Consider the following 22303-nt stretch of genomic DNA (forward strand, 5'->3'; position numbering starts at 1 on the left):
ACCCTGCTTTGCCAATGCGACTAGAATAAACGGGCGTGTACTACGTGCATGCATCCATTTTGTATTAATCCACAAATCAGGATGACCCGGTAATTTGCCGTGTTCTGCCGTCCGGACCCGGACGGCAGCGGTTTGCCTGACCGACTCACTATCCACAACGGAGCCCCTACTACATGACCATCACCTCCACCGAGAAGCCCGGTACCCCCGTAGTCGCCATTAACGACATCGGTACCGCTGAGGACTTCCTCGCAGCTGTCGACGCCACCATCAAGTACTTCAACGACGGAGACCTCGTCGAAGGTACCGTCGTCAAGGTCGACCGCGACGAAGTTCTGCTCGACATCGGTTACAAGACCGAAGGTGTCATCCCTTCCCGCGAGCTTTCCATCAAGCACGATGTTGATCCCGGTGACGTCGTCGCCGTTGGCGATCAGGTCGAAGCTTTGGTTCTCACCAAGGAAGACAAAGAAGGCCGTCTGATCCTCTCCAAGAAGCGTGCTCAGTACGAGCGCGCCTGGGGCGACATCGAGAAGGTCAAGGAAGAAGACGGTGTCGTTACCGGTACCGTCATCGAGGTTGTCAAGGGTGGCCTCATCCTGGACATCGGCCTGCGTGGCTTCCTGCCCGCATCCCTCGTCGAGATGCGTCGTGTCCGCGACCTCGCTCCGTACATCGGTCAGCAGATCGAAGCCAAGATCATCGAGCTGGACAAGAACCGCAACAACGTTGTGCTGTCCCGCCGTGCATGGCTCGAGCAGACCCAGTCCGAGGTTCGCTCCACGTTCCTCAACAAGCTGGAAAAGGGCCAGGTTCGTCCGGGCGTTGTTTCCTCCATCGTCAACTTCGGTGCCTTCGTGGACCTGGGCGGCGTAGACGGCCTCGTTCACGTTTCCGAGCTGTCCTGGAAGCACATCGACCACCCGTCCGAGGTTGTCGAAGTTGGCCAGGAAGTCACCGTCGAGGTCCTCGAAGTGGATCTGGACCGCGAGCGTGTCTCCCTGTCGCTCAAGGCTACGCAGGAAGATCCGTGGCAGACCTTCGCCCGCACCCACGCCCTCGGCCAGGTTGTTCCGGGTAAGGTCACCAAGCTGGTTCCGTTCGGTGCGTTCGTTCGCGTCGAAGACGGCATCGAAGGCCTCGTGCACATCTCCGAGCTGGCTGTCCGCCACGTGGAGCTCGCCGAGCAGGTTGTCTCCGTTGGCGACGAACTGTTCGTCAAGGTCATCGACATCGACCTCGAGCGTCGCCGTATCTCCCTCTCCCTCAAGCAGGCTAACGAGGGCGTTGACGCTGACAGCACCGAGTTCGATCCCGCTCTGTACGGCATGGCCGCTGAGTACGACGAAGAGGGCAACTACAAGTACCCTGAGGGCTTCGACCCCGAGTCGAACGAATGGCTCGAAGGTTACGAGACCCAGCGCGCCGCTTGGGAGCAGCAGTACGCTGACGCCCAGACCCGTTGGGAAGCCCACAAGAAGCAGGTTGCCCAGCACGCTGCTGACGACGCTGCTGCTGCAACGTCCGGTGAGAGCGATTCCGGCACCACCAGCTACTCCTCGGAGCCTGCTGCTGCTGAGTCCAACACCGGCGGCGGTACCCTGGCGTCCGACGAAGCACTCGCCGCACTGCGTGAGAAGCTGACCGGCAACTAATTCCGCCTCCCTCACGGGATGTGCTGAATAGCCAAAGAAGGACCCCTGCCTCCGGGCGGGGGTCCTTCTGCTTTAAGCCCTAAGCCGCACCACTTGCCGCCTCACGCTCCCGTAAGCACTGGTGCATGTTGCGGGAATGGGAGCAGGTCCAGCGTGAATTGGGCGCGCAGAGCGTTGCGGGGTGCGGCAACTCGTCAGACTCGTCAGAGGGGGACGTCTACCCACTCGGTTCCCTGGGGCCGCAGCTCAAGATGTCCTGCCGTCAGGGAAGCCAGCCGTGCGCGGGCCTCGGCGATGGCCGTTGCCTCGTCGGGCAAGGCGAGTTGAAGGACCGTGTGCTGGGGTTCGTAGCCGGTGTCCGCCATGACGTACCCGGCGCCGCGCAGCTCGTTTTCCAGGCGGCCGGCCTCGGCATGGGGGACGTCAATGGCGCACAGACGCAATCTTCGCCGATGAACCAACGGAGCCAGATCCAAACCGGCGGACACCGATTCGGAGTACGCGCGGACCAGTCCGCCCGCTCCCAGGAGAATCCCACCGAAATAGCGCACGACGACGACACTGACGTCGCTGAGGTCCGTCACCCTTGGTGACGTCTCACGTTTGATGAGGGCCTCCAGCATGGGGATGCCCGCCGTGCCCGACGGTTCGCCGTCGTCGCTGGAGCGTTGGATCATCCGATCAGGACCTATGACGAAGGCTGAGCAGTGGTGTCGGGCGTCGTGGAATTCGCGCCGAAGGTCACTGACCAGAGAGCGCGCGGTCTCCTCATCAGGTGAGCGCCGAAGGACTGTGATGAAGCGTGACCGCCGAATCTCCAGTTCGTGTCGGAAATCCGGCCCAACCGCGATTGTCGTATATGTTGTCGCGCGGCTGTCATCCTCATTTTCCACCGCTTCAGTCTAGTGTTGGAGGGTGCTGAAGATTGGGTTGACGGGCGGCATCGCCTCGGGGAAATCGCTGGTGGCGTCCAGATTGCGGGAATTGGGTGCCATCCTTGTGGACGCGGACCTCCTTGCGCGGGAAGTGGTGGAGCCTGGAACTCCCGGGCTGAGGCGCGTTGTAGAAGCATTCGGCACTGGAATTCTCGACTCTGATGGACGGCTTGATCGGCCCAAGCTGGGAGCTATCGTGTTCCAGGATCCCTCACAGCGCGAAGTGCTCAATGGCATCGTTCACCCGCTGGTCCGCGAAGCAGCGGGGGCGATCGTTTCAACTGCCGGCCCTGGCGACGTCGTGGTCCAGGACATTCCGCTGCTGGTCGAGACCGGGCAGGGCAGCAACTTCCACCTGGTGGTGGTGGTGGATGCGCCGGAGACGGTTCGCGTCCAACGAATGGTGGATTTCCGGGCGATGACTCCCGACGATGCCAAGGCCCGTATTGCGGCCCAGGCCACGCGTGAGGAACGCAATGCTGCTGCCGATGTTGTCTTGGTCAACGACGGTGACCGCGAAGAGCTCCTCGCCAAGGTTGAGGCATTGTGGACGGACCGCCTGTTGCCTTTTGCAAAGAATCTCAGCCAGGGAACAAGGGCTGAACGGCACGTTGGGCCGGTCATGACGCCATCCAACAGTGACTGGAGCAGTCAGGCTGACCGCCTCGCCGCCCGCATTGCTGTTGCTGCCCCCCACCAGATCCTCGCGGTGGACCACGTCGGCTCTACATCGGTGCCGGGACTGGCGGCCAAGGATGTGATCGACCTTCAGGTGGCGGTAGCCGATCTCAAGGCCGCTGATCTGATGGCGAATCAGCTGGCTGCAGCAGGTTTCCCTCCGGTCCCGGGAGTCAACCGGGACACACCGAAACCCACCCAGCCTGATCCCGCAGACTGGCAAAAGCGGTTCCACGCCAGCGCCGATCCCGGCCGGCCGGTGAATCTGCATATCCGCGTGGTCGGGTCGCCGGGGTGGCGGTATGCACTGCTGTTCCGTGATTGGTTGCGCTCTGAGCCCTCCGCCATGGCGCTGTACGAGGCGCATAAGCGCGATCTGGCCGCCACCTTTGCGGGGGAAAGCGGCACATCTGCCTATGCCGATGCCAAGGAGCCGTGGTTTACCGATGTTGCCTGGCCGCTCATGGATGAGTGGGCCAAACGCGCGGGGTGGCAGCCGCCGTCGTATATGTCTTCCGCTGAAGGCAAACGCGGACAGTAGCTGTCCTGGGGCAGGGGTAGATTGGTTTTATGAGCCTTGCCCAGGAAATCAACCGTGTCGTCGCGCCCTTCGAAGTGATCAGTGAGTTCAAGCCCGCCGGTGACCAGCCGACAGCCATTGCAGAACTGACGGAACGAATCAACAACGGCGAAAAAGACGTAGTCCTCCTCGGCGCCACTGGTACGGGCAAGAGTGCCACCACGGCATGGCTCATCGAGCAGGTCCAGCGACCCACCTTGGTGATGGTCCAGAACAAGACACTCGCCGCACAGCTGGCCAATGAATTCAGGGAGCTGCTGCCCAACAACGCAGTCGAGTATTTTGTCTCCTACTACGACTACTACCAGCCCGAGGCATATGTAGCGCAGACGGATACCTTCATTGAGAAAGACTCCTCGATTAATGAGGAAGTGGAACGCCTCCGGCACTCTGCCACCAACGCCCTGCTGACCCGCCGCGACGTCATCGTGGTGGCCACGGTGTCCTGCATCTACGGCCTGGGTACGCCCGAAGAATACATCGCCGGTATGGTGACCCTCCGCAAGGGTGCGGAAATGAACCGGGACCACCTCCTGCGCAAGTTCGTCTCCATGCAGTACGCGCGCAACGACATGGACTTCCACCGGGGAACGTTCCGGGTCCGCGGTGACACCGTGGAAATCATCCCCATGTACGAGGAACTGGCCATCAGGATCGAATTCTTCGGTGATGAGATCGAGAACATCCAGACCCTCCACCCCCTGACCGGAGAAGTCCTCCGCGACGAAGAGGAGATGTACGTTTTCCCGGCGTCGCACTATGTTGCCGGTCCGGAGCGCATGGCCCGTGCCATCAAGCGCATCGAGGACGAACTTGCTGACCGCTTGAAGGTCCTCGAAGGCCAGAACAAGCTGGTGGAGGCCCAGCGCCTCCGTATGCGCACCACGTACGATCTCGAGATGATGCAGCAGATGGGATTCTGCAACGGCATCGAGAACTACTCCGTGCACATTGACGGCCGTAATCCCGGGACCGCCCCGCACTGCCTCATCGACTACTTCCCGGACGACTTCCTGCTGGTCGTCGACGAATCGCATGTCACTATCCCGCAGATCGGTGCCATGTATGAGGGCGACATGTCACGTAAGCGGAACCTCGTGGACTTCGGCTTCCGGCTCCCGTCCGCCATGGACAACCGGCCGCTGAAGTGGGATGAGTTCCTGGAACGCATCGGCCAGACGGTGTACCTGTCCGCAACCCCCGGTAAGTACGAGCTCGGCAAAGCTGATGGCTACGTGCAGCAGATCATTCGTCCCACCGGCCTCATCGATCCCGAGGTAGTGGTCAAGCCCACCAAGGGACAGATCGACGACCTCCTCGGTGAAATCAGGACCCGCACGGAAAAGAATGAGCGCGTTCTGGTCACCACGTTGACCAAGCGCATGGCGGAGGATCTTACGGACTACTTGGTGGGTCACGGCGTCAAGGTGGAGTACTTGCACTCCGACGTCGACACCCTCCGGCGCGTGGAGCTGCTCCGTGAGCTGCGGATGGGCGTGTTCGATGTCCTTGTAGGCATCAACCTCCTCCGTGAAGGCCTCGACCTGCCTGAGGTTTCCCTGGTGAGCATCCTCGACGCTGACAAGGAAGGGTTTTTGCGTTCGTCCACCTCACTGATCCAGACCATCGGCCGCGCAGCACGTAACGTGTCGGGCCAAGTCCACATGTACGCGGACCGGATTACCGATTCCATGGCCCACGCCATTGAGGAAACCAACCGACGCCGAGCCATCCAGGTGCAGTACAACACGGACCATGGCATTGATCCGCAGCCGTTGCGGAAGAAAATTGCTGACATCACGGACCAGCTGGCCAAGGAAGACGCAGACACCCAGGAGCTGCTCAACAACAACCGACTCGCCAAGGGTGGCAAACGCGGCAAGTCGGCTGCCAAGGGTGCGGCAACAGTTCGGCAGGACGGCCTCGCCGCGGCGCCTGCCGAGGACCTGGTGGGCCTCATTGAGCAACTGACCGAACAGATGCACGGGGCGGCTGCTGAACTGCAGTTCGAAGTCGCGGCCCGCATCCGTGACGAAGTCAAGGAGTTGAAGCGCGAATTACGCCAGATGCAGTCCGCCGGGCACGCCTAAGGTAAGGTTGAGGTCACGTAGGGGAGTATCCCAAGCGCTACGTCCGTCAGCACGCAAGGCACAGATGCCTCGCCGGATCTAGCGGGCCGCCAATTTTTGCATTCACCGCACCCTGGCAGGCCGGAGAGACTTACACCGCTTTCCCGTACCCTGCGAAAGGCACCTTTAATGCAGCTTCCCGTCTGGTTTGAGATCGGCTCGTTTGTCGTTCTCGGAATCATCCTGCTGATCGACCTCCTGTTGGTCGTCAAGCGTCCCCATGAACCTTCCATGAAGGAAGCCGGCCTGTGGGTCAGCTTCTATGTAGGACTGGCACTGCTCTTTGCCGTAGCCATGTTCGCGTTCGCCGGCCCGGAATACGGCGGACAGTTCGTCGCCGGCTGGGTCACTGAGTACAGCCTCAGCATCGACAACCTCTTTGTGTTCATCATCATCATGGCCCGCTTCTCGGTGCCCCGTAAGTACCAGCAGGAAGTGCTGATGGTGGGCATCATCATCGCGCTGATCCTTCGCGGTATCTTCATCGCCCTCGGCGCTGTGGTCATCGAACAATTCAGCTGGGTCTTCTACATCTTCGGCGCCTTCCTCCTCTGGACTGCTTGGAAGCAGGCCAAGGACTCGGGCGAAGACGAAGAAGAGGGTTCAGAGAACCCGCTGATTGCCCGCCTCCGCAAGGTCCTGCCGATGTCCGAAAAGTTCGACGGCAACAAGATCCGCACCGTGGTGGACGGCAAGAAGGTCTTCACCCCCATGCTGATCGTCTTCGTGACCATCGGCCTGACGGACCTCCTGTTCGCTGTGGACTCCATCCCCGCGATCTTCGGCCTGACCCAGAGCGCCTTCATCGTCTTCACGGCGAACATTTTCGCGCTGATGGGCCTGCGCCAGCTTTACTTCCTCCTCGGTGGTCTCATGACACGCTTGGTGTACCTGAAGCACGCCCTGTCCGTGATTCTTGCCTTCATTGGCGTCAAGCTTGTCCTGCACGCCATGCACGTCAACGAGCTTCCGTTCATCAACGGCGGCCACCACATCGAGTGGGCTCCTGAGATCCCCACCTACGTGTCCTTGGCGGTCATTGTCGGAACCATCATCGTGGCTGTTGTCGCCAGCCTCCTGAGCCCGCAGGCACGCCAGGCCAAACTGGATGCACGGCTCGAGGAAGATGCAAAAAAGAGCATGAGCGAGGCAGAGTAACTCTCCTCGGAAAGTTGTAGTCTCGTGAAGTGACTACCACTTCAACTACGGCGCTGGACCCACAACGGGTTCAGCGCCGTACTGTTTTCCTGCTCAGTTCCGCACAACTTCTCAGCGGCGTCGGCAATGGAGCCACGCTCTCCATTGGATCGTTGCTGGCAGTGGACCTGTCAGGTTCAGAAGCCTGGGCCGGCTCCATCACCACAGTGCTGACCCTGGCTGCAGCGATCGCGGCTCTTCCCCTTGCGCGACTGGCGGAAACGCGTGGACGCCGCACGGGCTTGGTCACCGGACTGGTGGCCGCGATGATGGGGGCCCTCCTGATTATTGCGTCTGTGGTGGGCCAGTCCTTCGTGTTGCTCTTATTGGGCGCAGCTTTCCTGGGTCTTGGGACGGCCGCAAACCTGCAGGCGAGGTTCGCCGCCGTCGACCTCGCTGACCCTGAGCACCGCGGACGATCCTTGTCCACCGTGGTTTGGGCCATCACTATTGGTGCTGTCGCCGGCCCCAACCTGATCCAGCCCGGCGCCGTGGTGGGGGAGGCACTCGGGCTGCCGCCCATTGCCGGTCCCTTCGTTTTTTCGGCGGCCGGACTGTTCCTTGCAGCCGTCCTGTTGTTCGCGGGCCTTCGTCCTGACCCCCTGTTGCTGTCCCGGCGGCTGGCATCCCAGGCAAGCGGCGACGCTGGCGAGGGCGCGCTGCCCGTCAGGGGTACCATCCGTTCAGGATTGCGCGCCGTGCGCGCATCACCTTCGGCGATGCTGGCCTTGGCCGCTGTTGTGGCCGCGCACGGCGTCATGGTCGCCGTGATGTCCATGACGCCCCTGCACCTTCAGCAACTCGTGGGCGGTTCCCACGCAGGACACCATGTTGGAACGACGGACAGCGCGGATGCCTTGGTGATCATCGGCCTCACGATTTCGCTTCACATTGCCGGAATGTTTGCGTTGTCGCCGCTATGGGGGTGGCTGACTGACAAAGCAGGGCGCCTGCAAACCATTGCCATGGGCCACGGCCTGCTGCTGGTGGCCGTGTTCATTGCCGGGTTTGGCCAGAATGAGCCTGGTCTGGTCACCGCTGGCCTGATCCTCTTGGGCCTGGGCTGGTCTGCGGCAACCATCGCCGGTTCAACGTTGCTGGCTGAAAGTGTTGCCCCCGATGCGCGCGTCACCGTTCAGGGCGTCTCTGACACCCTCATGGGTGGCGCCGGCGCCATCGGTGGCGCCACCTCCGGCCTGCTGCTCGCGTGGATCGGATACCAGGGCCTGAATATCGCGTCCAGCGTTTTGGCCGCGATCGTGCTGGCTTTGACCTTCGTCATGGCCGCACGGTCGGCACGGGCCCAGGACGCGCCGGCGCCCCAGCCACCGGCCTAGCGGACTGCCCGAACCATCCCAAGGAGACGAGCGAAGATTCCCTCGCCGTCTTCGCCGATGCCATCGTGGTGGAAGTCTGCGGTGACCCATGGTTGAAGCCCACGCACCGCGGCCGCCGTTTCCAGGGACAGGTCATGATCCACGTAGATATCGTCCTTATAGACGGCGGCCGCCACGGGGACGGTGTTTGCCGCCAACCGTTCGGGACTGTACAGGGGCTTCCAGTCTTTCTTGGCGGCCAACTGCTCAGCCACGTCCCGCAGAGGTACCAAGGCCGGATCCTGTTCGAAGTACCAGGGGTAGACCATCTCACCGGTGAGCAGAGGCTCGTTCGCGTCAGGCTTGAATTCCGGGTGGTCCTCCAACACCCGCCATGCGGCCCAGTTGGTTGCCTCACCCTGTCCGTAAATCGACTCATGGACGACGGCATACAGAGGGTTGGCCGCGCGACTCACGAGGCTCCGCACTTGTTCAAGGAACGCCTCGGACAGGCCTGGGCCGGAGGGCGTGTCAATAAATGCATCCTCCAGAAGGTAGTGAAGCGCGTCCACCCGCGTGTTGCCCCCGAGGAAGGATCCGATCATCTGGAACCGCTCGGTCGTGAGCCTTTCGCCGCTGGCAAGGAACTCAGCATTCCGGTCCAGGTGGCGGGCGATCCGGGTGACGACGTCCCGATCTTCCGGGTACCAGGAGAAGTACTCGGCGTTCCGCGCAGCGACGCGGTGGAACGTGGCCTGGTACACGCGGTCCGCCGGACCGTGCAGCGGCGCCAGCCCACCGGTGATAAGGACCTCGCGGAGACCCCCCGGGGCGAAGGACAGGTACGTCAACGCGCAGAAGCCGCCGAAGCTCTGGCCGAGGACAGACCATGGACCCGAGCCGAGCACGCCGCGGATGTACTCAGCGTCAGCGACGATCGAGTCGGCACGGAAGTGGGTCAAGTATTCGGCTTGTGCTGCGGCGTCGCCCCGGAGTTCGAGTGACTGCCGTTCAACGGGTGTGGACAAGCCTGTGCCGCGTTGGTCGAGCATCAGGATGCGGAAGTCCTTGGCAGCGGCCTTCATCCAACCCGACAATGATGTGACCCGGTTGCCACGGCCACCCGGGCCACCTTGCAGGAACAACAACCAAGGCAACCTGCCGGCTTCCTCAGGCGAGTGGTCGGTGGATGAGTACTCCCTGGCAAAGACCGTGATGGTCTCGCCGGCGGTGACTGATTCCTCCGGTGCGTGCACCAAGGGAACGGTGAAGTAGTGCTCCGCCGTGCGCAAGCCACGGAACTCGTGGCGTGCGTGAACACTGTGGACGCCTGCAGTGCTACGGCCGGCGTTCTGGCCGGCGTTTTGGTCAGCCACGGGCAAGAGCCTCGTTGGCCTGGCCCGCTTTCGTGCCAAAGGCCTCAAGTGCCTCGCCGGTCAGGCGGAACGTGGACCACTCTTCCATGGGGAAAGCGCCAAGGTTCTTGTAGAAGTTGATGGAGGGTTCGTTCCAGTCAAGGACGCTCCACTCAACACGGGCGTAACCACGTTCGACGGCGGTGGACGCCAGATGCTGCAACAGCGCCTTGCCATGGCCCTCGCCGCGTGCATCGGGGTTCACGTAGAGGTCCTCGAGGTAGATTCCGTGGACGCCCTCCCAGGTGGAGTAGTTCAGGAACCAGAGGGCGAACCCTTGAACTGTGCCGGCACTGTTTTCGGCGATGTTGGCGTAGACCCGCGGGTTTTCACCGAAGAGTACTTCGGTAAGCATGGCCGGGGTATTTTTGACCGCGTCGGGTTCCTTCTCGTAGATCGCAAGATCATGGATCATCCGGAGGATGGCAGGGACGTCGTCTACAGTGGCTGGGCGGATTACACTCATGGCTCCGAGCTTACTAGGGGAGCCGTGCCTGCCGCTCCCGGTTCTTCCTCACTGCCACGCCAGGGCGGACGTTCCGTACTTCACCGGCGCCTTGCCGTACTGGAGGGGAAAACCGTCCATGGTCAGGGGTGGCCCTACGAACCGGAGCGGACCGTAAGGGCTGTCCACCTTCCGGAAGTCCGGTTCGGGCAGTCCGCCGATACCGCTGGCGGGCCCGGGCGACGACAGGCGGAACAGCACCTCCGCCGTGCGGACCAGGGAAACGTCCGCCGTTCCTCCTCGTCCTGTGTGGAGGCGTTCGGACAGGAGAGCCATGGCGGCTGCAGCAATCCCATACCCCGTTGCGTGATCCAGCGCCTGGACGGGCAGCGCGCCGGGCGTCCACCCGTCGTCGTCGTTTCCGTATCGCTCCGCGATTCCACAGGCTGCCTGGACCAGGCTGTCGAAGCCGCGCCGGCCGTTCCACGGTCCTGAGCTGCCCCAGGCGCTCAATGTCACCACCACCAGATCAGGCCTGGCGGCCAGCATCTTGTCCGGGTTCAAACCGAACCTGCCCAGTCCACCTGGGCGGTAGCCGGTCACTACGACGTCGGCCGCCGAAAGCAAGCGGTTCACTACTTCCAAGGCCCCGGCATTGCTGAGGTCAGCTTCGGCGCTGCGCTTATCGAACCCGGAGTCAACAAAGGCATCGGTGAGCTCGGGAAGGCCGGGAGGATCGATCCGCAGCACATCCGCACCCAGGGCACCCAGAAGTCGCGTGGCTGTGGGCCCGGCTATGACGCGGGTCAGGTCCAGGACCCTGAGTCCGGCCAAGGGCCGGAAAAGGTCCATTGAGGGAATCCACGACGACGGCCGCAGAGCATTCTCCGGCGCTGCGGGACGGGTGAACGCGATCCACGGTCCAGTGCTTGCCGCCGTATGCATTGCTGTTGCCGTCCACTCTTCCCGGGTACGGACGGCCGCAGCAACACCCCGCCCGGCAGTGATGGCTTCCTCTGCCTCCAGTGCGGTCATGGAACGCAGCACCCGGTCAAGCTCCTCGGGCGTAGTGGCCCGGAGCGTTTCCATCAGCCGCACCGCATGGTGCGGGTAGTTGGCATGCAGACGGACCCAGCCATCTGCGGTGGCGCGGAACCCGGACATTGGAGCAAATCCCTGAGGTTTCCGACCCGAGATCCTCAGGTGACCCAACGAATCAAAAGAGGCTGCCGTCAGCTCTGACGACACCGCGTAGCGTCCCGAAGAACCCGTCAGGAGTTCGAGGGCAGTGGCGGCTGCCTGGACGGACCCCAACGCGAGGCCCTCGACGTCCAGGTTGCCACTCCACCACCAGCGTGGACCGATGCAGGCTGCCGGCTCCGCGGCACTGAAGGCGTCGAGCAACCGCAGGCTGCCAGTCAGGTCCGGGACCGGTTCCACAGCAGTTGGCCTAGAGCCTGTTGGCGTCTGTCACCCGGACCACGGCGGTACCGGTTTCGTCAGATGCGGCCAGGTCCACCTCGGCCGAGATTCCCCAGTCATGGTTGCCCGCGGGATCGTCGAAGATCTGCCGCACTTTCCAGGTGCCGGGTTCTTCGGTGATGATCAGCAGCCCCGGGCCACGGGCATCAGGACCCGTGCCGATGTCGTCGTGTTCATCGAAGTAGTCGTCCAGGACTTCTTCCCAGCGTTCTGCATCCCAGCCGGCATCGCCGTCCAGCTCACCCAGTGCCGCAGAATCCTCATCCGCGAAGAGTTCAACCCTGCGGAACATTTCGTTCCGGACCATCACGCGGAAAGCCCGGATGTTGGACGTCAGCAGCGGCGGCGGGGGCGGGGGCGCGTCGTGTGGTGTGGGGGCAAGCCCCGAAGTGAGCTCTTCCCATTCATCCAGCAGACTGGAATCAACCTGGCGGACCAGTTCTCCCAGCCACGCAATCAGGTCTTCAAGGTCCTCACGCAGCGAATCCTGGGGAACAGTCTGCCGCAGAGCGCGGAACCCGTCCGCCAAGTACCGCAGGACGATGCCCTCCGAGCGCGCCAGGCCATAGAACTGCACGAACTCACCAAAGTTCATGGCGCGCTCGTACATGTCCCGGATGATGGATTTCGGCGCCAGCTCGAAGTCGCCCACCCACGGCGCGGCCTTGCGGTATACCTCGAAAGCTTCGCCGAGGATCTCCGCTAAAGGCATGGGGTAGGTAACTTCGTCAAGCATGGCCATCCGCTGGTCGTACTCGATGCCATCGGCCTTCATGGCCGCAACTGCCTCGCCGCGTGCCTTCTTTTGCTGCGCGGAAAGAATCTGGCGGGGCTTCTCCAAGGTTGACTCGATCACGGAGACCACGTCCAAGGCGTAGGACGGCGACTCGGGATCGAGCAATTCCAAGGCGGCCAAAGCGAAGGGGGAGAGCGGCTGGTTCAGGGCGAAGTTTGCCTGCAGGTGCACTGTCAGGCGTACAGAGCGCCCCTCGACTTCCTGCTCTTCCTCCGGGATCCGTTCAACCACCCCTGCGGCCAGCAGTTCGCGGTAAATCCCCAGAGCCTTCTTCATGAGCTTGAGCTGGGCTGCGCGGTTCTCGTGGTTCTCGCTGAGCAAGCGCCTGGTTGCCTGGAACGGGTCACCCGGGCGTTCCATCAGGTTCAGGAGCATTGCGTGCGTCACGGTGAAACTGGACGTCAGTGGCTCAGGCACGGACTCCACCAGCCGTTTAAACGTGGGCTCACCCCAGGAGACGAATCCCTCAGGAGGCTTCTTCTTGACCACCTGCCGCAACTTCTTTTGGTCATCCCCGAACTTGGCAGTTGCCTTGGCCATTGCCTTGGTGTTCTCCACCACATGGTCGGGGGCCTGGACTACCACCGTGCCGGCGGTGTCGTACCCCGCGCGGCCGGCGCGTCCGGCAATCTGGTGGAACTCACGTGAATTAAGCGATCTGGTGCGTACGCCGTCGTACTTGCTCAACGCAGTCAGCAACACGGTCCGGATGGGCACGTTGATGCCCACCCCCAAGGTGTCGGTACCGCAGATGACCTTCAGCAGCCCGGCCTGGGCCAGTTGCTCCACCAGCCGGCGGTATTTGGGAAGCATGCCGGCGTGGTGGACACCGATGCCGTGGCGGACCAGCCTGTTGAGGGTTTTTCCGAAGCCGGCGGCGAACCGGAAACCAGCAATGAGCTCAGCGATCCTGTCCTTCTCGGCGCGGCTGCACATGTTGATGCTCATAAGGTTCTGGGCACGCTCAATGGCTTCGGCCTGGCTGAAGTGGACCACGTACACCGGGACCTGCTTGGTGGACAGCAGTTCTTCCAGGCTCTCGTGGACCGGGGTCAGGTGGTAGTAGTAGTGCAGCGGAATAGGACGTTCCGCTGAGCTCACTGTGGTGGTGGACCGGCCAGTGAGTTCAGTCAGCCCGGTTTCGAAGCGCCTGACGTCGCCCAGGGTCGCGGACATCAGGAGGAACTGCGCCTGGGGGAGTTCCAGCAGGGGTACCTGCCACGCCCACCCGCGCTGAGGATCGGAGTAGAAGTGGAACTCATCCATGACCACCGAGCCAAGCTCCGCCGTCGAGCCTTCACGGAGGGCAATGTTGGCCAGGATTTCGGCGGTGCAGCAGATGATCGGGGCGTCCTGGTTGACGCCGGAATCGCCGGTGATCATGCCCACGTTCTCCGCGCCGAAGATGTCACAGAGGGCAAAGAACTTTTCAGACACAAGTGCCTTGATCGGAGCCGTGTAGTAACTCCGCTGGCCGCGTGCCATCGCCTCGAAGTGTGCAGCGATCGCCACCAACGATTTCCCCGAGCCTGTGGGGGTGGCGAGGATGACGTTGGCGCCGGAGGCAAGCTCCATGATCGCTTCGTCCTGGGCCGGGTACAGCTGCAGTCCACGGGTTTCGGTCCACTCCACGAACCGTGTGTAGATTTCGTCCGGGTCCAGGGGACCGGTGGCGGTGGAACCGGGAAGCTGCTCAAGAAGTTTCATTGGTTTCCAGCTTAGTGCCCGTAAGGTTTAGGCTCGGCCCAGCAATGGTGGCAAATGCGAGGAGGCTTTGATGAAGTGGGATCCGTCCAAGTATGTGGAATTCGGAAACCATAGGGACCGTCCTTTCCACGACCTCGTAGCGAGGGTCCAGTCCAGTGAGCCCGGCACGATAGTGGACCTTGGCTGTGGCCCCGGAAACCTGACTGCTACGCTCACCGAACGCTGGCCAGGGGCCCGTGTTGTGGGCGTCGACTCTTCGGAGGAAATGCTCCGCAAAGCGGGCGCGCTCACGCAGCAGTTCAATCATCTGGAATTTACACAGGGCGACATCGCGGACTGGTCGCCCTCCGCCGATACCGATGTAGTTGTGAGCAATGCAGCCCTTCAATGGGTCCCAGGCCATCAGGAAATGCTGGCCGGGTGGCTGCGCGCACTGAAGCCCGGCGCGTGGTTTGCCCTGCAGGTTCCCGGAAATTTCACCTCTCCCTCCCACACTCTGATGCGGCAACTCGCGGAATCGCCCCAGTGGTCGGCCCGGCTGGGCGGCGTTCTCCGACATGACGGGGCCGTGGGGAGCCCGGCGGACTACTTGGGAATAATGCTCGACGCCGGTTGCTCGGCTGACGCTTGGGAAACCACCTACCAGCAGGTACTGCCGGGCAGTGACCCGGTCCTGCAATGGGTCCGCGGCACGGGGCTCCGTCCCGTGTTGGCCGCCCTGTCCGGGGAAGAAGCTGCCGACTTCGAAGCTGAGTACGCCTCGATGCTGCGCGAGGCCTATCCCGCCACAAGCCATGGAACCGTCTACCCGTTCCGGCGCATCTTTGCCGTGGCAAGGAAGAACACATGATGCTGCTGGATTCCCCGTGCGGGAAGGCAGCGATCTTCCTGCGCCGTGAGCTGCATGGTGATCCGCCTGGTCATGGATGGAGATGCGCGTGTCGTCATGGCTTGTCCAGTGCCGTCGTCGCTGGTCTAATTCTCGGCATGGACCAAGGACGCTTCGAACACCAGATGCCCCGCCTCCTTCCGGCACCCGGGCGGAGGTCCTCGTGACTCCCTCAGGCGACTTCCCGGGGAGCTGGCGCCCCAACACCGCCAGCGCCGTCGCCCTCTTTGAGCAGTTGAGGTTGCGCATCATCGAACTCGCTGACTCGGGAGTCCTGGCGGTGGGAGCGAAGCTGCCGCCCGTGCGCAACCTGGCAGGCGTTCTGGACGTGGCACCGCACACCGTCGCCCGGGCCTACAAGGAACTGGAAGCAGCGGGTGTCGTGGCAACCCGCGGCCGGAATGGCACCGTGGTCTGTGCACGGGATGATCGTTGGGGAGCCCTGGCCGAAGTGGCGGGGGAGTATGCGGCCGCTGCGAAGGCACAGGGCGCATCTTTCGCCGAGGCAGTCCAGCTTCTTGCCGCAGCTTACGACGCGGATTGATACCGATCGGTAGCATGTGAGGCACGACATGGAAATTCGAAGAAGTTTTCGATTAGCATTGGTAAGTGCCCAAAGCCTTAGCTGAAGATACCGCCATCGAATCCCCGAACAGCATTCCTGTCGTTCCTGACACCAAACCCGCGAGGCCCGACCTCTCGCGGCTGGTGGTCAAGGGTGCCCGGGAGCATAACCTGCGCAACGTGGACCTCGACCTTCCGCGCGATGCCATGATCGTGTTCACGGGGCTCTCGGGTTCCGGAAAATCATCGTTGGCTTTCGACACCATCTTCGCCGAAGGGCAGCGCCGGTACGTTGAATCGCTGTCCGCGTACGCCCGCCAGTTCCTTGGCCAGGTGGATAAGCCTGATGTCGACTTCATCGAGGGCTTGTCGCCCGCGGTGTCCATCGACCAGAAATCCACCAGCAAGAACCCCCGCTCCACGGTGGGTACCATCACCGAGATCTATGACTACATGCGGTTGCTGTGGGCCCGAGTTGGCCGCCCGCACTGCCCTGTCTGTGGCGAACCCATCGCGCGCCAGACGCCGCAGCAGATCGTTGACCAGCTTCTGGAGCTTGAGGCGGGCACACGTTTCCAAGTCCTCGCCCCGGTGGTCCGCGGGCGCAAGGGCGAGTTCGTTGACCTGTTCAAAGAGCTGACAGCCAAGGGTTATTCGCGCGCACGCGTTGACGGTGAGCTGGTCCAACTGAGCGATCCGCCCAAGCTGGGGAAGCAGTTCAAGCACACCATCGAAGTGGTGGTTGACCGCTTGGTGGTCAAGGAAGACATCAGCCAGCGGCTCACGGATTCCGTGGAAACCGCTCTTGGCTTGGCCGAGGGCCGCGTCCTGGTGGAATTCGTGGATCTCGAGGCCTCGGATCCCGGTCGTATCCGGGCTTTCTCCGAGAATCTTGCCTGCCCCAACGAGCACCCTTTGGCCATCGATGAGATTGAGCCTCGCTCGTTCTCCTTCAACAACCCCTTTGGCGCCTGCTCAGCCTGCAGCGGCATCGGAACCAAGCTTGAAGTGGACGAGGAACTCATCATCCCCAATCCTGAGCTCTCTTTGGGCGAAGGCGCCATTGCCCCATGGTCCCTGGGAACGGCAACCACGGAGTACTGGAACCGCCTCCTTGAGGGTCTGGCCCATGAACTCGATTTCTCCATGAAGACACCTTGGGAGAAGCTTTCCAAGGAAGTCCGGAACACGGTACTGCATGGCAAGGACCACAAGGTTGTTGTCCAGTACAAGAACCGTTTTGGCCGTGAACGCAAATACAGCACGGGCTTCGAAGGAGCCATTCAGTACGTCCACCGCAAGCACGGGGAGACCGACTCTGAGTGGGCCCGCGACCGGTACGAAGAGTACATGCGCCAGATTCCGTGCCCCGAGTGCAACGGTGCGCGCCTCAACCCGGCGTCGTTGTCCGTGCTCATCAACGGCAAGTCGATCGCCGCAGTCGCGGCCTTGCCGATGCGTGAGTGCGCCGAGTTCCTGGGGAGCCTGACCCTCACCAGCCGGGAAGCCCAAATCGCCAACCAGGTGCTGAAGGAGATCCAGGCCCGCCTGACCTTCCTGCTGGATGTGGGGTTGGAATACCTCAACCTCGAGCGTCCCTCGGGAACCCTGTCCGGTGGAGAAGCCCAGCGCATCCGGCTTGCAACCCAGATCGGCTCCGGCCTGGTGGGTGTCCTCTATGTCCTTGACGAGCCATCCATCGGCCTCCACCAGCGTGACAACCGGCGACTCATCGAGACCCTCACCCGCCTCCGGGACCTCGGCAACACGCTGATAGTTGTGGAGCATGACGAAGACACCATCCAGGAGGCTGACTGGGTGGTGGACATCGGACCAGGCGCCGGTGAGCACGGCGGCCAGGTGGTGCACTCAGGCACCTACAAGGAACTGCTGGAGAACACGGACTCCCTGACGGGTGCCTACCTGTCGGGTCGCCGGAAGATCGACATTCCCACCAAACGCCGTAAGTACGACAAAAAGCGCGAGCTGAAGGTTGTGGGTGCCCGTGAGAACAACCTCAACAACGTCGATGCCACGTTCCCGCTGGGGCTCTTTACTGCGGTGACCGGCGTCAGCGGTTCCGGTAAGTCAACGTTGGTCAATGAGATCCTCTACAAGGTCTTGGCCAACAAGCTCAACGGTGCCAAGCAAGTGGCGGGACGGCACCGGACGGTAGCCGGACTGGAACACCTGGATAAGGTGGTGCACGTCGATCAAAGCCCCATCGGACGTACTCCACGCTCCAACCCTGCAACATACACCGGGGTGTTCGACAACATCCGCAAGCTCTTCGCCGAGACCACCGAAGCCAAGGTTCGTGGTTATCAGCCCGGGCGGTTCTCTTTCAACGTCAAGGGCGGCCGCTGCGAGGCCTGTTCAGGCGACGGCACCTTGAAGATCGAGATGAACTTCCTGCCGGACGTCTACGTTCCTTGCGAGGTCTGCCATGGCGCCCGGTACAACCGGGAAACCCTTGAAGTCCACTACAAGGGCAAGACCATTGCCGATGTCCTCAATATGCCCATTGAGGAGGGTGCGGAGTTCTTCGCTGCGTTCACCCCGATCGCACGCCACTTGAATACCCTGGTGGACGTGGGCCTTGGCTACGTCCGTCTGGGACAGCCCGCAACCACACTGTCCGGTGGGGAGGCCCAGCGCGTGAAGCTTGCCGCAGAGCTGCAAAAGCGCTCCAATGGTCGCAGCATCTATGTCCTGGACGAACCCACCACGGGCCTGCACTTCGAGGACATCCGGAAGCTCCTCATGGTGCTTCAGGGCTTGGTGGACAAGGGCAACACGGTCATCACCATTGAGCACAACCTGGACGTCATCAAGTCCGCGGACTGGATTGTGGACCTTGGCCCCAACGGTGGCTCGGGTGGCGGAAAGATTGTTGCTACGGGAACGCCTGAACAGGTGGCAAAATCAACGGACAGCCACACGGCCACCTTCCTGGCCGAGATTCTCGGATAGTCGCCAGAAGTATTCCGGTAGCGGCATGCGAGTTTCAGGCATGCCGCTACTCGTGAGAAACTAACCCGGTGACTCAAACAACGGTGCCCGTAATATTCGATCTGGACGGCACCCTTGTCGATCCAGCCGGCGGTATCACGGGAGGAATCTCTGCGGCCCTCCGTGAATTGAACCTTCCCGTTCCGGAGCAGGCCGTGCTGAATTCCATGGTGGGTCCCAAACTCAGCGATTCCCTGCTGCATTTGGCCAATGTCCCGGAAACCCTGGTGAATGAAACCATTGAGCGTTACCGGCGCCATTACAAGGAGACGGGAATCGGGCAGAGCAAGCTCTACCCCGGGATCTTCGAACTCCTCGAATACTTTTCTGAATCAGGCAGGGCTGTAGCAGTTGCTACGCAGAAGCCGCAGTCCATAGCGAGGCTTGTCCTGGAGCACCACAACATCGCCGATTTCTTCGTCTCCATCCGCGGGGCTGCGGATAACGAGTCCCTGGAAGCCAACACGGCGTCCGGCAAAGTCGAAATTGTCGGGGCTGCCTTGGCTGACCTGCATTCGCAGCCGGCAGTCATGGTGGGAGACAGGCATCAGGACGTTGCGGGGGCCATGGCGAATGGCCTGGATTGCATCGGAGTGGCCTGGGGATTCGCCCCGGACGGAGAACTCGAAGAAGCCGGCGCTGTGGCCGTGGTGCAAACCGCAGCAGAGTTGCGGATCAAAATTGAAGAACTTGACGCTGTCCGTGCGGCAGCCCTGAGCGAGGTACAAAACGATGGCAGTCTTTGATGCGATCCGGTGGACTACCCGTGGACTGATTTCCTCCACGTGCCGGCCTACAGTCATTGGGTTGGAGAACGTTCCCAAAGAGGGGCCCTTCATTGTGGCGCCCAACCACCTTTCCTTCCTCGACAGCGTGATCGTCCAGGCCCTGATGCCGCGTCCGGTGGCTTTCTTTGCCAAGGCCGAGTACTTCACCACCAAGGGCGTCAAAGGCGCTGTCATGAAGTCTTTCTTCGAAGCCGTGGGATCCATTCCGGTGGAGCGCGGTGAGCAGGCTGCCAGCGTGCAGGCGCTTAAGACCTTGCTGGACATCCTCGAGTCCGGCAAGGGCATCGGCATCTACCCCGAAGGCACCAGGTCCCGTGATGGCATCCTCTACCGTGGACGCACGGGCGTAGGGTGGCTTGCGCTGACCACGGGCGCGCCGGTCATTCCCGTGGGCCTGATCGGAACCGAAAAGCTGCAACCGGCCGACAAAAACGCAGTAAGGCCGCAGCACTTCACCATGAAGGTTGGCGAGCCGCTCTACTTCGAGAAGACCGGGCCGGACCACTCACTTCCGGCACGGCGTGAAGTCACCGACAAAATCATGGACGCGATCGCCGTACTCAGCGGCCAGGAACGTTCTGCAAGCTATAACCAGAGCAAATCCGTCGACTAACGGGAGCTGCAGCCGCGATGGCGTGGCAATGACTGTCGTTCCGGTTCACTAGACTGGAAACGTGGCAGATCCAGCAAGTTACCGGCCCCAAACAGGTGAGATTCCCACCACCCCGGGCGTCTATCGATTCCGCGACCCCCATGGCCGGGTCATCTACGTGGGCAAGGCAAAGAACCTCAGGTCCAGGCTCAATTCCTACTTCGCCAACCCGGCAGGGCTTCTTCCCAAGACCCATGCCATGGTGCATGCGGCCAGCAGCGTCGAATGGACCGTGGTGGGCAGCGAGTTGGAATCGCTGCAGCTGGAATACACGTGGATCAAAGAGTTCAAGCCGCGCTTCAACGTAGTTTTCCGCGACGACAAAACCTATCCCTACCTTGCCGTCACCATGGGGGAGAAGTATCCCCGGGTGCAGGTCATGCGTGGCGAACGCAGGAAGGGCACCAGGTACTTCGGCCCCTACACCGCGGGTGCCATCCGCGACACGATGGATACCCTGCTGAGGGTGTTCCCGGTCCGCAGCTGCAGCGCCGGGGTCTTCAAGCGCGCGGAATCCAGCGGGCGTCCTTGCCTGCTCGGCTACATCGACAAATGCTCGGCACCGTGCGTCGGCCGCGTCACTCCAGAGGAACACCGCGACCTCGCGGAAGATTTTTGTTCCTTCATGGGGGGCGAAGCCAAGCGCTTCATCGGCCGCCTGGAAAAGGACATGGCCGCGGCCGTCGCCGAACTCGACTATGAGCGGGCTGCCGGGCTCAGGGACGACATCATCGCGCTGCGGAAAGTCTTTGAGCGTAATGCCGTGGTTCTTGCAGAAGATACCGATGCTGACGTTTTCGCCCTCCACGACGACGAATTGGAGGCTTCCGTGCAGGTCTTCCACGTCCGCGGCGGCCGGGTCCGCGGTCAGCGCGGCTGGGTTGTCGAGAAGGTCGAAGACGCCACCACACCTGAGTTGATAGAACATTTGCTGCAGCAGGTCTACGGTGAGGACAGCGAGGTCCAGGGCCGGATTCCACGGGAAGTCCTGGTGCCGGAGACGCCCAGCAACCATGCCGACCTCACCGAATGGCTCGGCGGGCTGCGTGGCGCCAAGGTGGACATCCGGGTGCCGCAGCGTGGTGACAAAGCCGCCCTGATGTCCACGGTGCGGGAGAACGCGGAGCATGCCCTCAAGCTGCACAAAACCCGGAGGGCCGGTGACATCACTGTCCGTTCCGTGGCACTTCAGGAATTGCAGGAAGCCCTGGACATCCCCGTTCCTTTGCTGCGGATCGAGTGCTTCGATATCTCGCATGTGCAGGGCACCAACGTGGTGGCCTCCATGGTGGTGGTGGAGGACGGCCTGCCGAAGAAGGCCGACTACCGCAAGTTCTCCATCACGGGTGCAGCGGCCGCCGACGACACCGCCGCCATGCACGACGTCCTGACCCGGCGGTTCCGGCACTACCTGACGGACAAAGCTGCCCAGGTCCCCGTGGTGTCCGGTGAGATCGTCAACCCAACGCGTGCGGGGGGCAAAAGCGCCGCCGACGCCCCGCCGTCGGACCCCACCATGCCGGCCCCCAAGGCCAAGTTCGCCTACCCACCCAATCTGGTGGTGGTGGATGGTGGCCAGCCGCAGGTCAACGCTGCCAAGCGTGCGTTGGCGGAGCTGGGCATCGACGACGTCTACGTGGTGGGCCTTGCCAAGCGCCTGGAAGAAGTCTGGCTGCCCGACGACGACTTCCCGGTCATCCTGCCGAGGACATCGCAGGGGCTGTACCTGCTTCAACGGATCCGTGATGAAGCCCACCGCTTCGCCATCACTTTCCATCGGCAAAAGCGCGGTAAGGCCATGACCGTCTCCGTCCTGGACGGCGTGCCAGGCCTGGGTGAAGCCAAGCGCAAGGCCTTGGTGGCGCACTTCGGCTCGCTTAAAAAGATCAAAGCGGCTTCCGTCGAAGAGCTCACCTCAGCCAAAGGCATTGGTCCTGCGCTGGCAGCCGCCGTGGTTCAACACCTGGGTTCCACGGATGACTCCTCGGTGGCAGTCCCGGCGATCAACATGACCACCGGCGAAATCCTTGAATCTTAGCTAGGGTTAGAACTTGGCCGATGGC

Annotated in this window: 16 protein-coding genes; 11 read left to right on the forward strand and 5 right to left on the reverse strand. The window is 62.1% G+C overall.

The features are described from left to right. The first annotated feature begins 173 nt into the window (after window positions 1–173). Window positions 174–1655 carry a 30S ribosomal protein S1 gene (rpsA, locus tag AB4Y77_RS04285; protein ID WP_026540604.1) on the forward strand — a complete coding sequence of 494 codons (1482 nt, stop codon included), beginning with the start codon at window positions 174–176 and terminating at the stop codon, window positions 1653–1655. A 203-nt stretch (window positions 1656–1858) separates the two neighbouring features. On the opposite strand, the gene AB4Y77_RS04290 is transcribed toward rpsA, so the two are convergent. Further along, window positions 1859–2548, reverse strand: a complete 690-nt coding sequence (locus tag AB4Y77_RS04290; protein WP_311213270.1) for an IMPACT family protein — start codon at window positions 2546–2548, stop codon at window positions 1859–1861. A gap of 22 nt (window positions 2549–2570) precedes the next feature. Between AB4Y77_RS04290 and coaE the strand changes: the two genes are divergently transcribed. The 4 genes from coaE to AB4Y77_RS04310 all read left to right on the forward strand — a co-directional run bounded on the left by coaE (window position 2571) and on the right by AB4Y77_RS04310 (window position 8511). Then, window positions 2571–3809 carry a dephospho-CoA kinase gene (coaE, locus tag AB4Y77_RS04295; RefSeq protein ID WP_311213271.1) on the forward strand — a complete coding sequence of 413 codons (1239 nt, stop codon included), beginning with the start codon at window positions 2571–2573 and terminating at the stop codon, window positions 3807–3809. A gap of 29 nt (window positions 3810–3838) precedes the next feature. Further along, window positions 3839–5938 carry an excinuclease ABC subunit UvrB gene (uvrB, locus tag AB4Y77_RS04300; RefSeq protein ID WP_011774759.1) on the forward strand — a complete coding sequence of 700 codons (2100 nt, stop codon included), beginning with the start codon at window positions 3839–3841 and terminating at the stop codon, window positions 5936–5938. A gap of 168 nt (window positions 5939–6106) precedes the next feature. After that, a complete protein-coding gene (locus tag AB4Y77_RS04305; protein WP_311213272.1) occupies window positions 6107–7135 on the forward strand; it encodes a TerC family protein in 1029 nt (342 codons plus the stop codon). 29 nt (window positions 7136–7164) lie between these two features. Further along, window positions 7165–8511, forward strand: coding sequence for an MFS transporter (locus tag AB4Y77_RS04310; protein WP_311213273.1), 1347 nt, complete (start codon window positions 7165–7167; stop codon window positions 8509–8511). Here AB4Y77_RS04310 and AB4Y77_RS04315 read toward each other — a convergent pair. From AB4Y77_RS04315 to AB4Y77_RS04330, 4 genes are read right to left on the reverse strand one after another with little or no spacing between them, the layout of a single operon-like run. After that, complete coding sequence (locus tag AB4Y77_RS04315; protein WP_311213274.1) at window positions 8508–9866, reverse strand: alpha/beta fold hydrolase; 1359 nt, start codon at window positions 9864–9866, stop codon at window positions 8508–8510. The genes AB4Y77_RS04310 and AB4Y77_RS04315 overlap by 4 nt on opposite strands. Then, on the reverse strand, window positions 9859–10371 hold the full coding sequence (locus AB4Y77_RS04320; RefSeq protein WP_311213275.1) for a GNAT family N-acetyltransferase: 513 nt from the start codon (window positions 10369–10371) through the stop codon (window positions 9859–9861). Before AB4Y77_RS04320 ends, AB4Y77_RS04315 begins: the two co-directional genes overlap by 8 nt. A gap of 48 nt (window positions 10372–10419) precedes the next feature. Beyond that, window positions 10420–11790, reverse strand: coding sequence for a CoA transferase (locus tag AB4Y77_RS04325; protein ID WP_442013077.1), 1371 nt, complete (start codon window positions 11788–11790; stop codon window positions 10420–10422). Window positions 11791–11800: 10 nt separating this feature from the next. After that, window positions 11801–14335: a DEAD/DEAH box helicase gene (locus AB4Y77_RS04330; protein WP_311213277.1), complete on the reverse strand. Its 2535-nt coding sequence runs from the start codon at window positions 14333–14335 to the stop codon at window positions 11801–11803. A gap of 70 nt (window positions 14336–14405) precedes the next feature. On the opposite strand from AB4Y77_RS04330, the gene AB4Y77_RS04335 reads away from it, so the two are divergent. The 6 genes from AB4Y77_RS04335 to uvrC all read left to right on the forward strand — a co-directional run bounded on the left by AB4Y77_RS04335 (window position 14406) and on the right by uvrC (window position 22278). Continuing rightward, window positions 14406–15185, forward strand: a complete 780-nt coding sequence (locus AB4Y77_RS04335; RefSeq protein WP_442013078.1) for a trans-aconitate 2-methyltransferase — start codon at window positions 14406–14408, stop codon at window positions 15183–15185. A 202-nt stretch (window positions 15186–15387) separates the two neighbouring features. Then, on the forward strand, window positions 15388–15768 hold the full coding sequence (locus AB4Y77_RS04340) for a GntR family transcriptional regulator (protein WP_311213279.1): 381 nt from the start codon (window positions 15388–15390) through the stop codon (window positions 15766–15768). A gap of 65 nt (window positions 15769–15833) precedes the next feature. Then, entirely contained in the window at window positions 15834–18761 is a 2928-nt protein-coding gene (gene uvrA, locus AB4Y77_RS04345) for an excinuclease ABC subunit UvrA (protein WP_442013079.1), read from the forward strand. Between the two features lie 68 nt (window positions 18762–18829). Next, complete coding sequence (locus AB4Y77_RS04350) at window positions 18830–19546, forward strand: HAD hydrolase-like protein (RefSeq protein ID WP_442013080.1); 717 nt, start codon at window positions 18830–18832, stop codon at window positions 19544–19546. Beyond that, on the forward strand, window positions 19533–20201 hold the full coding sequence (locus tag AB4Y77_RS04355) for a lysophospholipid acyltransferase family protein (protein WP_311213282.1): 669 nt from the start codon (window positions 19533–19535) through the stop codon (window positions 20199–20201). Before AB4Y77_RS04350 ends, AB4Y77_RS04355 begins: the two co-directional genes overlap by 14 nt. Before the next feature lie 61 nt (window positions 20202–20262). Further along, window positions 20263–22278, forward strand: a complete 2016-nt coding sequence (uvrC, locus tag AB4Y77_RS04360) for an excinuclease ABC subunit UvrC (protein WP_442013081.1) — start codon at window positions 20263–20265, stop codon at window positions 22276–22278. Window positions 22279–22303 lie beyond the last annotated feature (25 nt).

Source organism: Paenarthrobacter sp. YAF11_1, assembly GCF_052113445.1.
GTDB lineage: Bacteria > Actinomycetota > Actinomycetes > Actinomycetales > Micrococcaceae > Arthrobacter.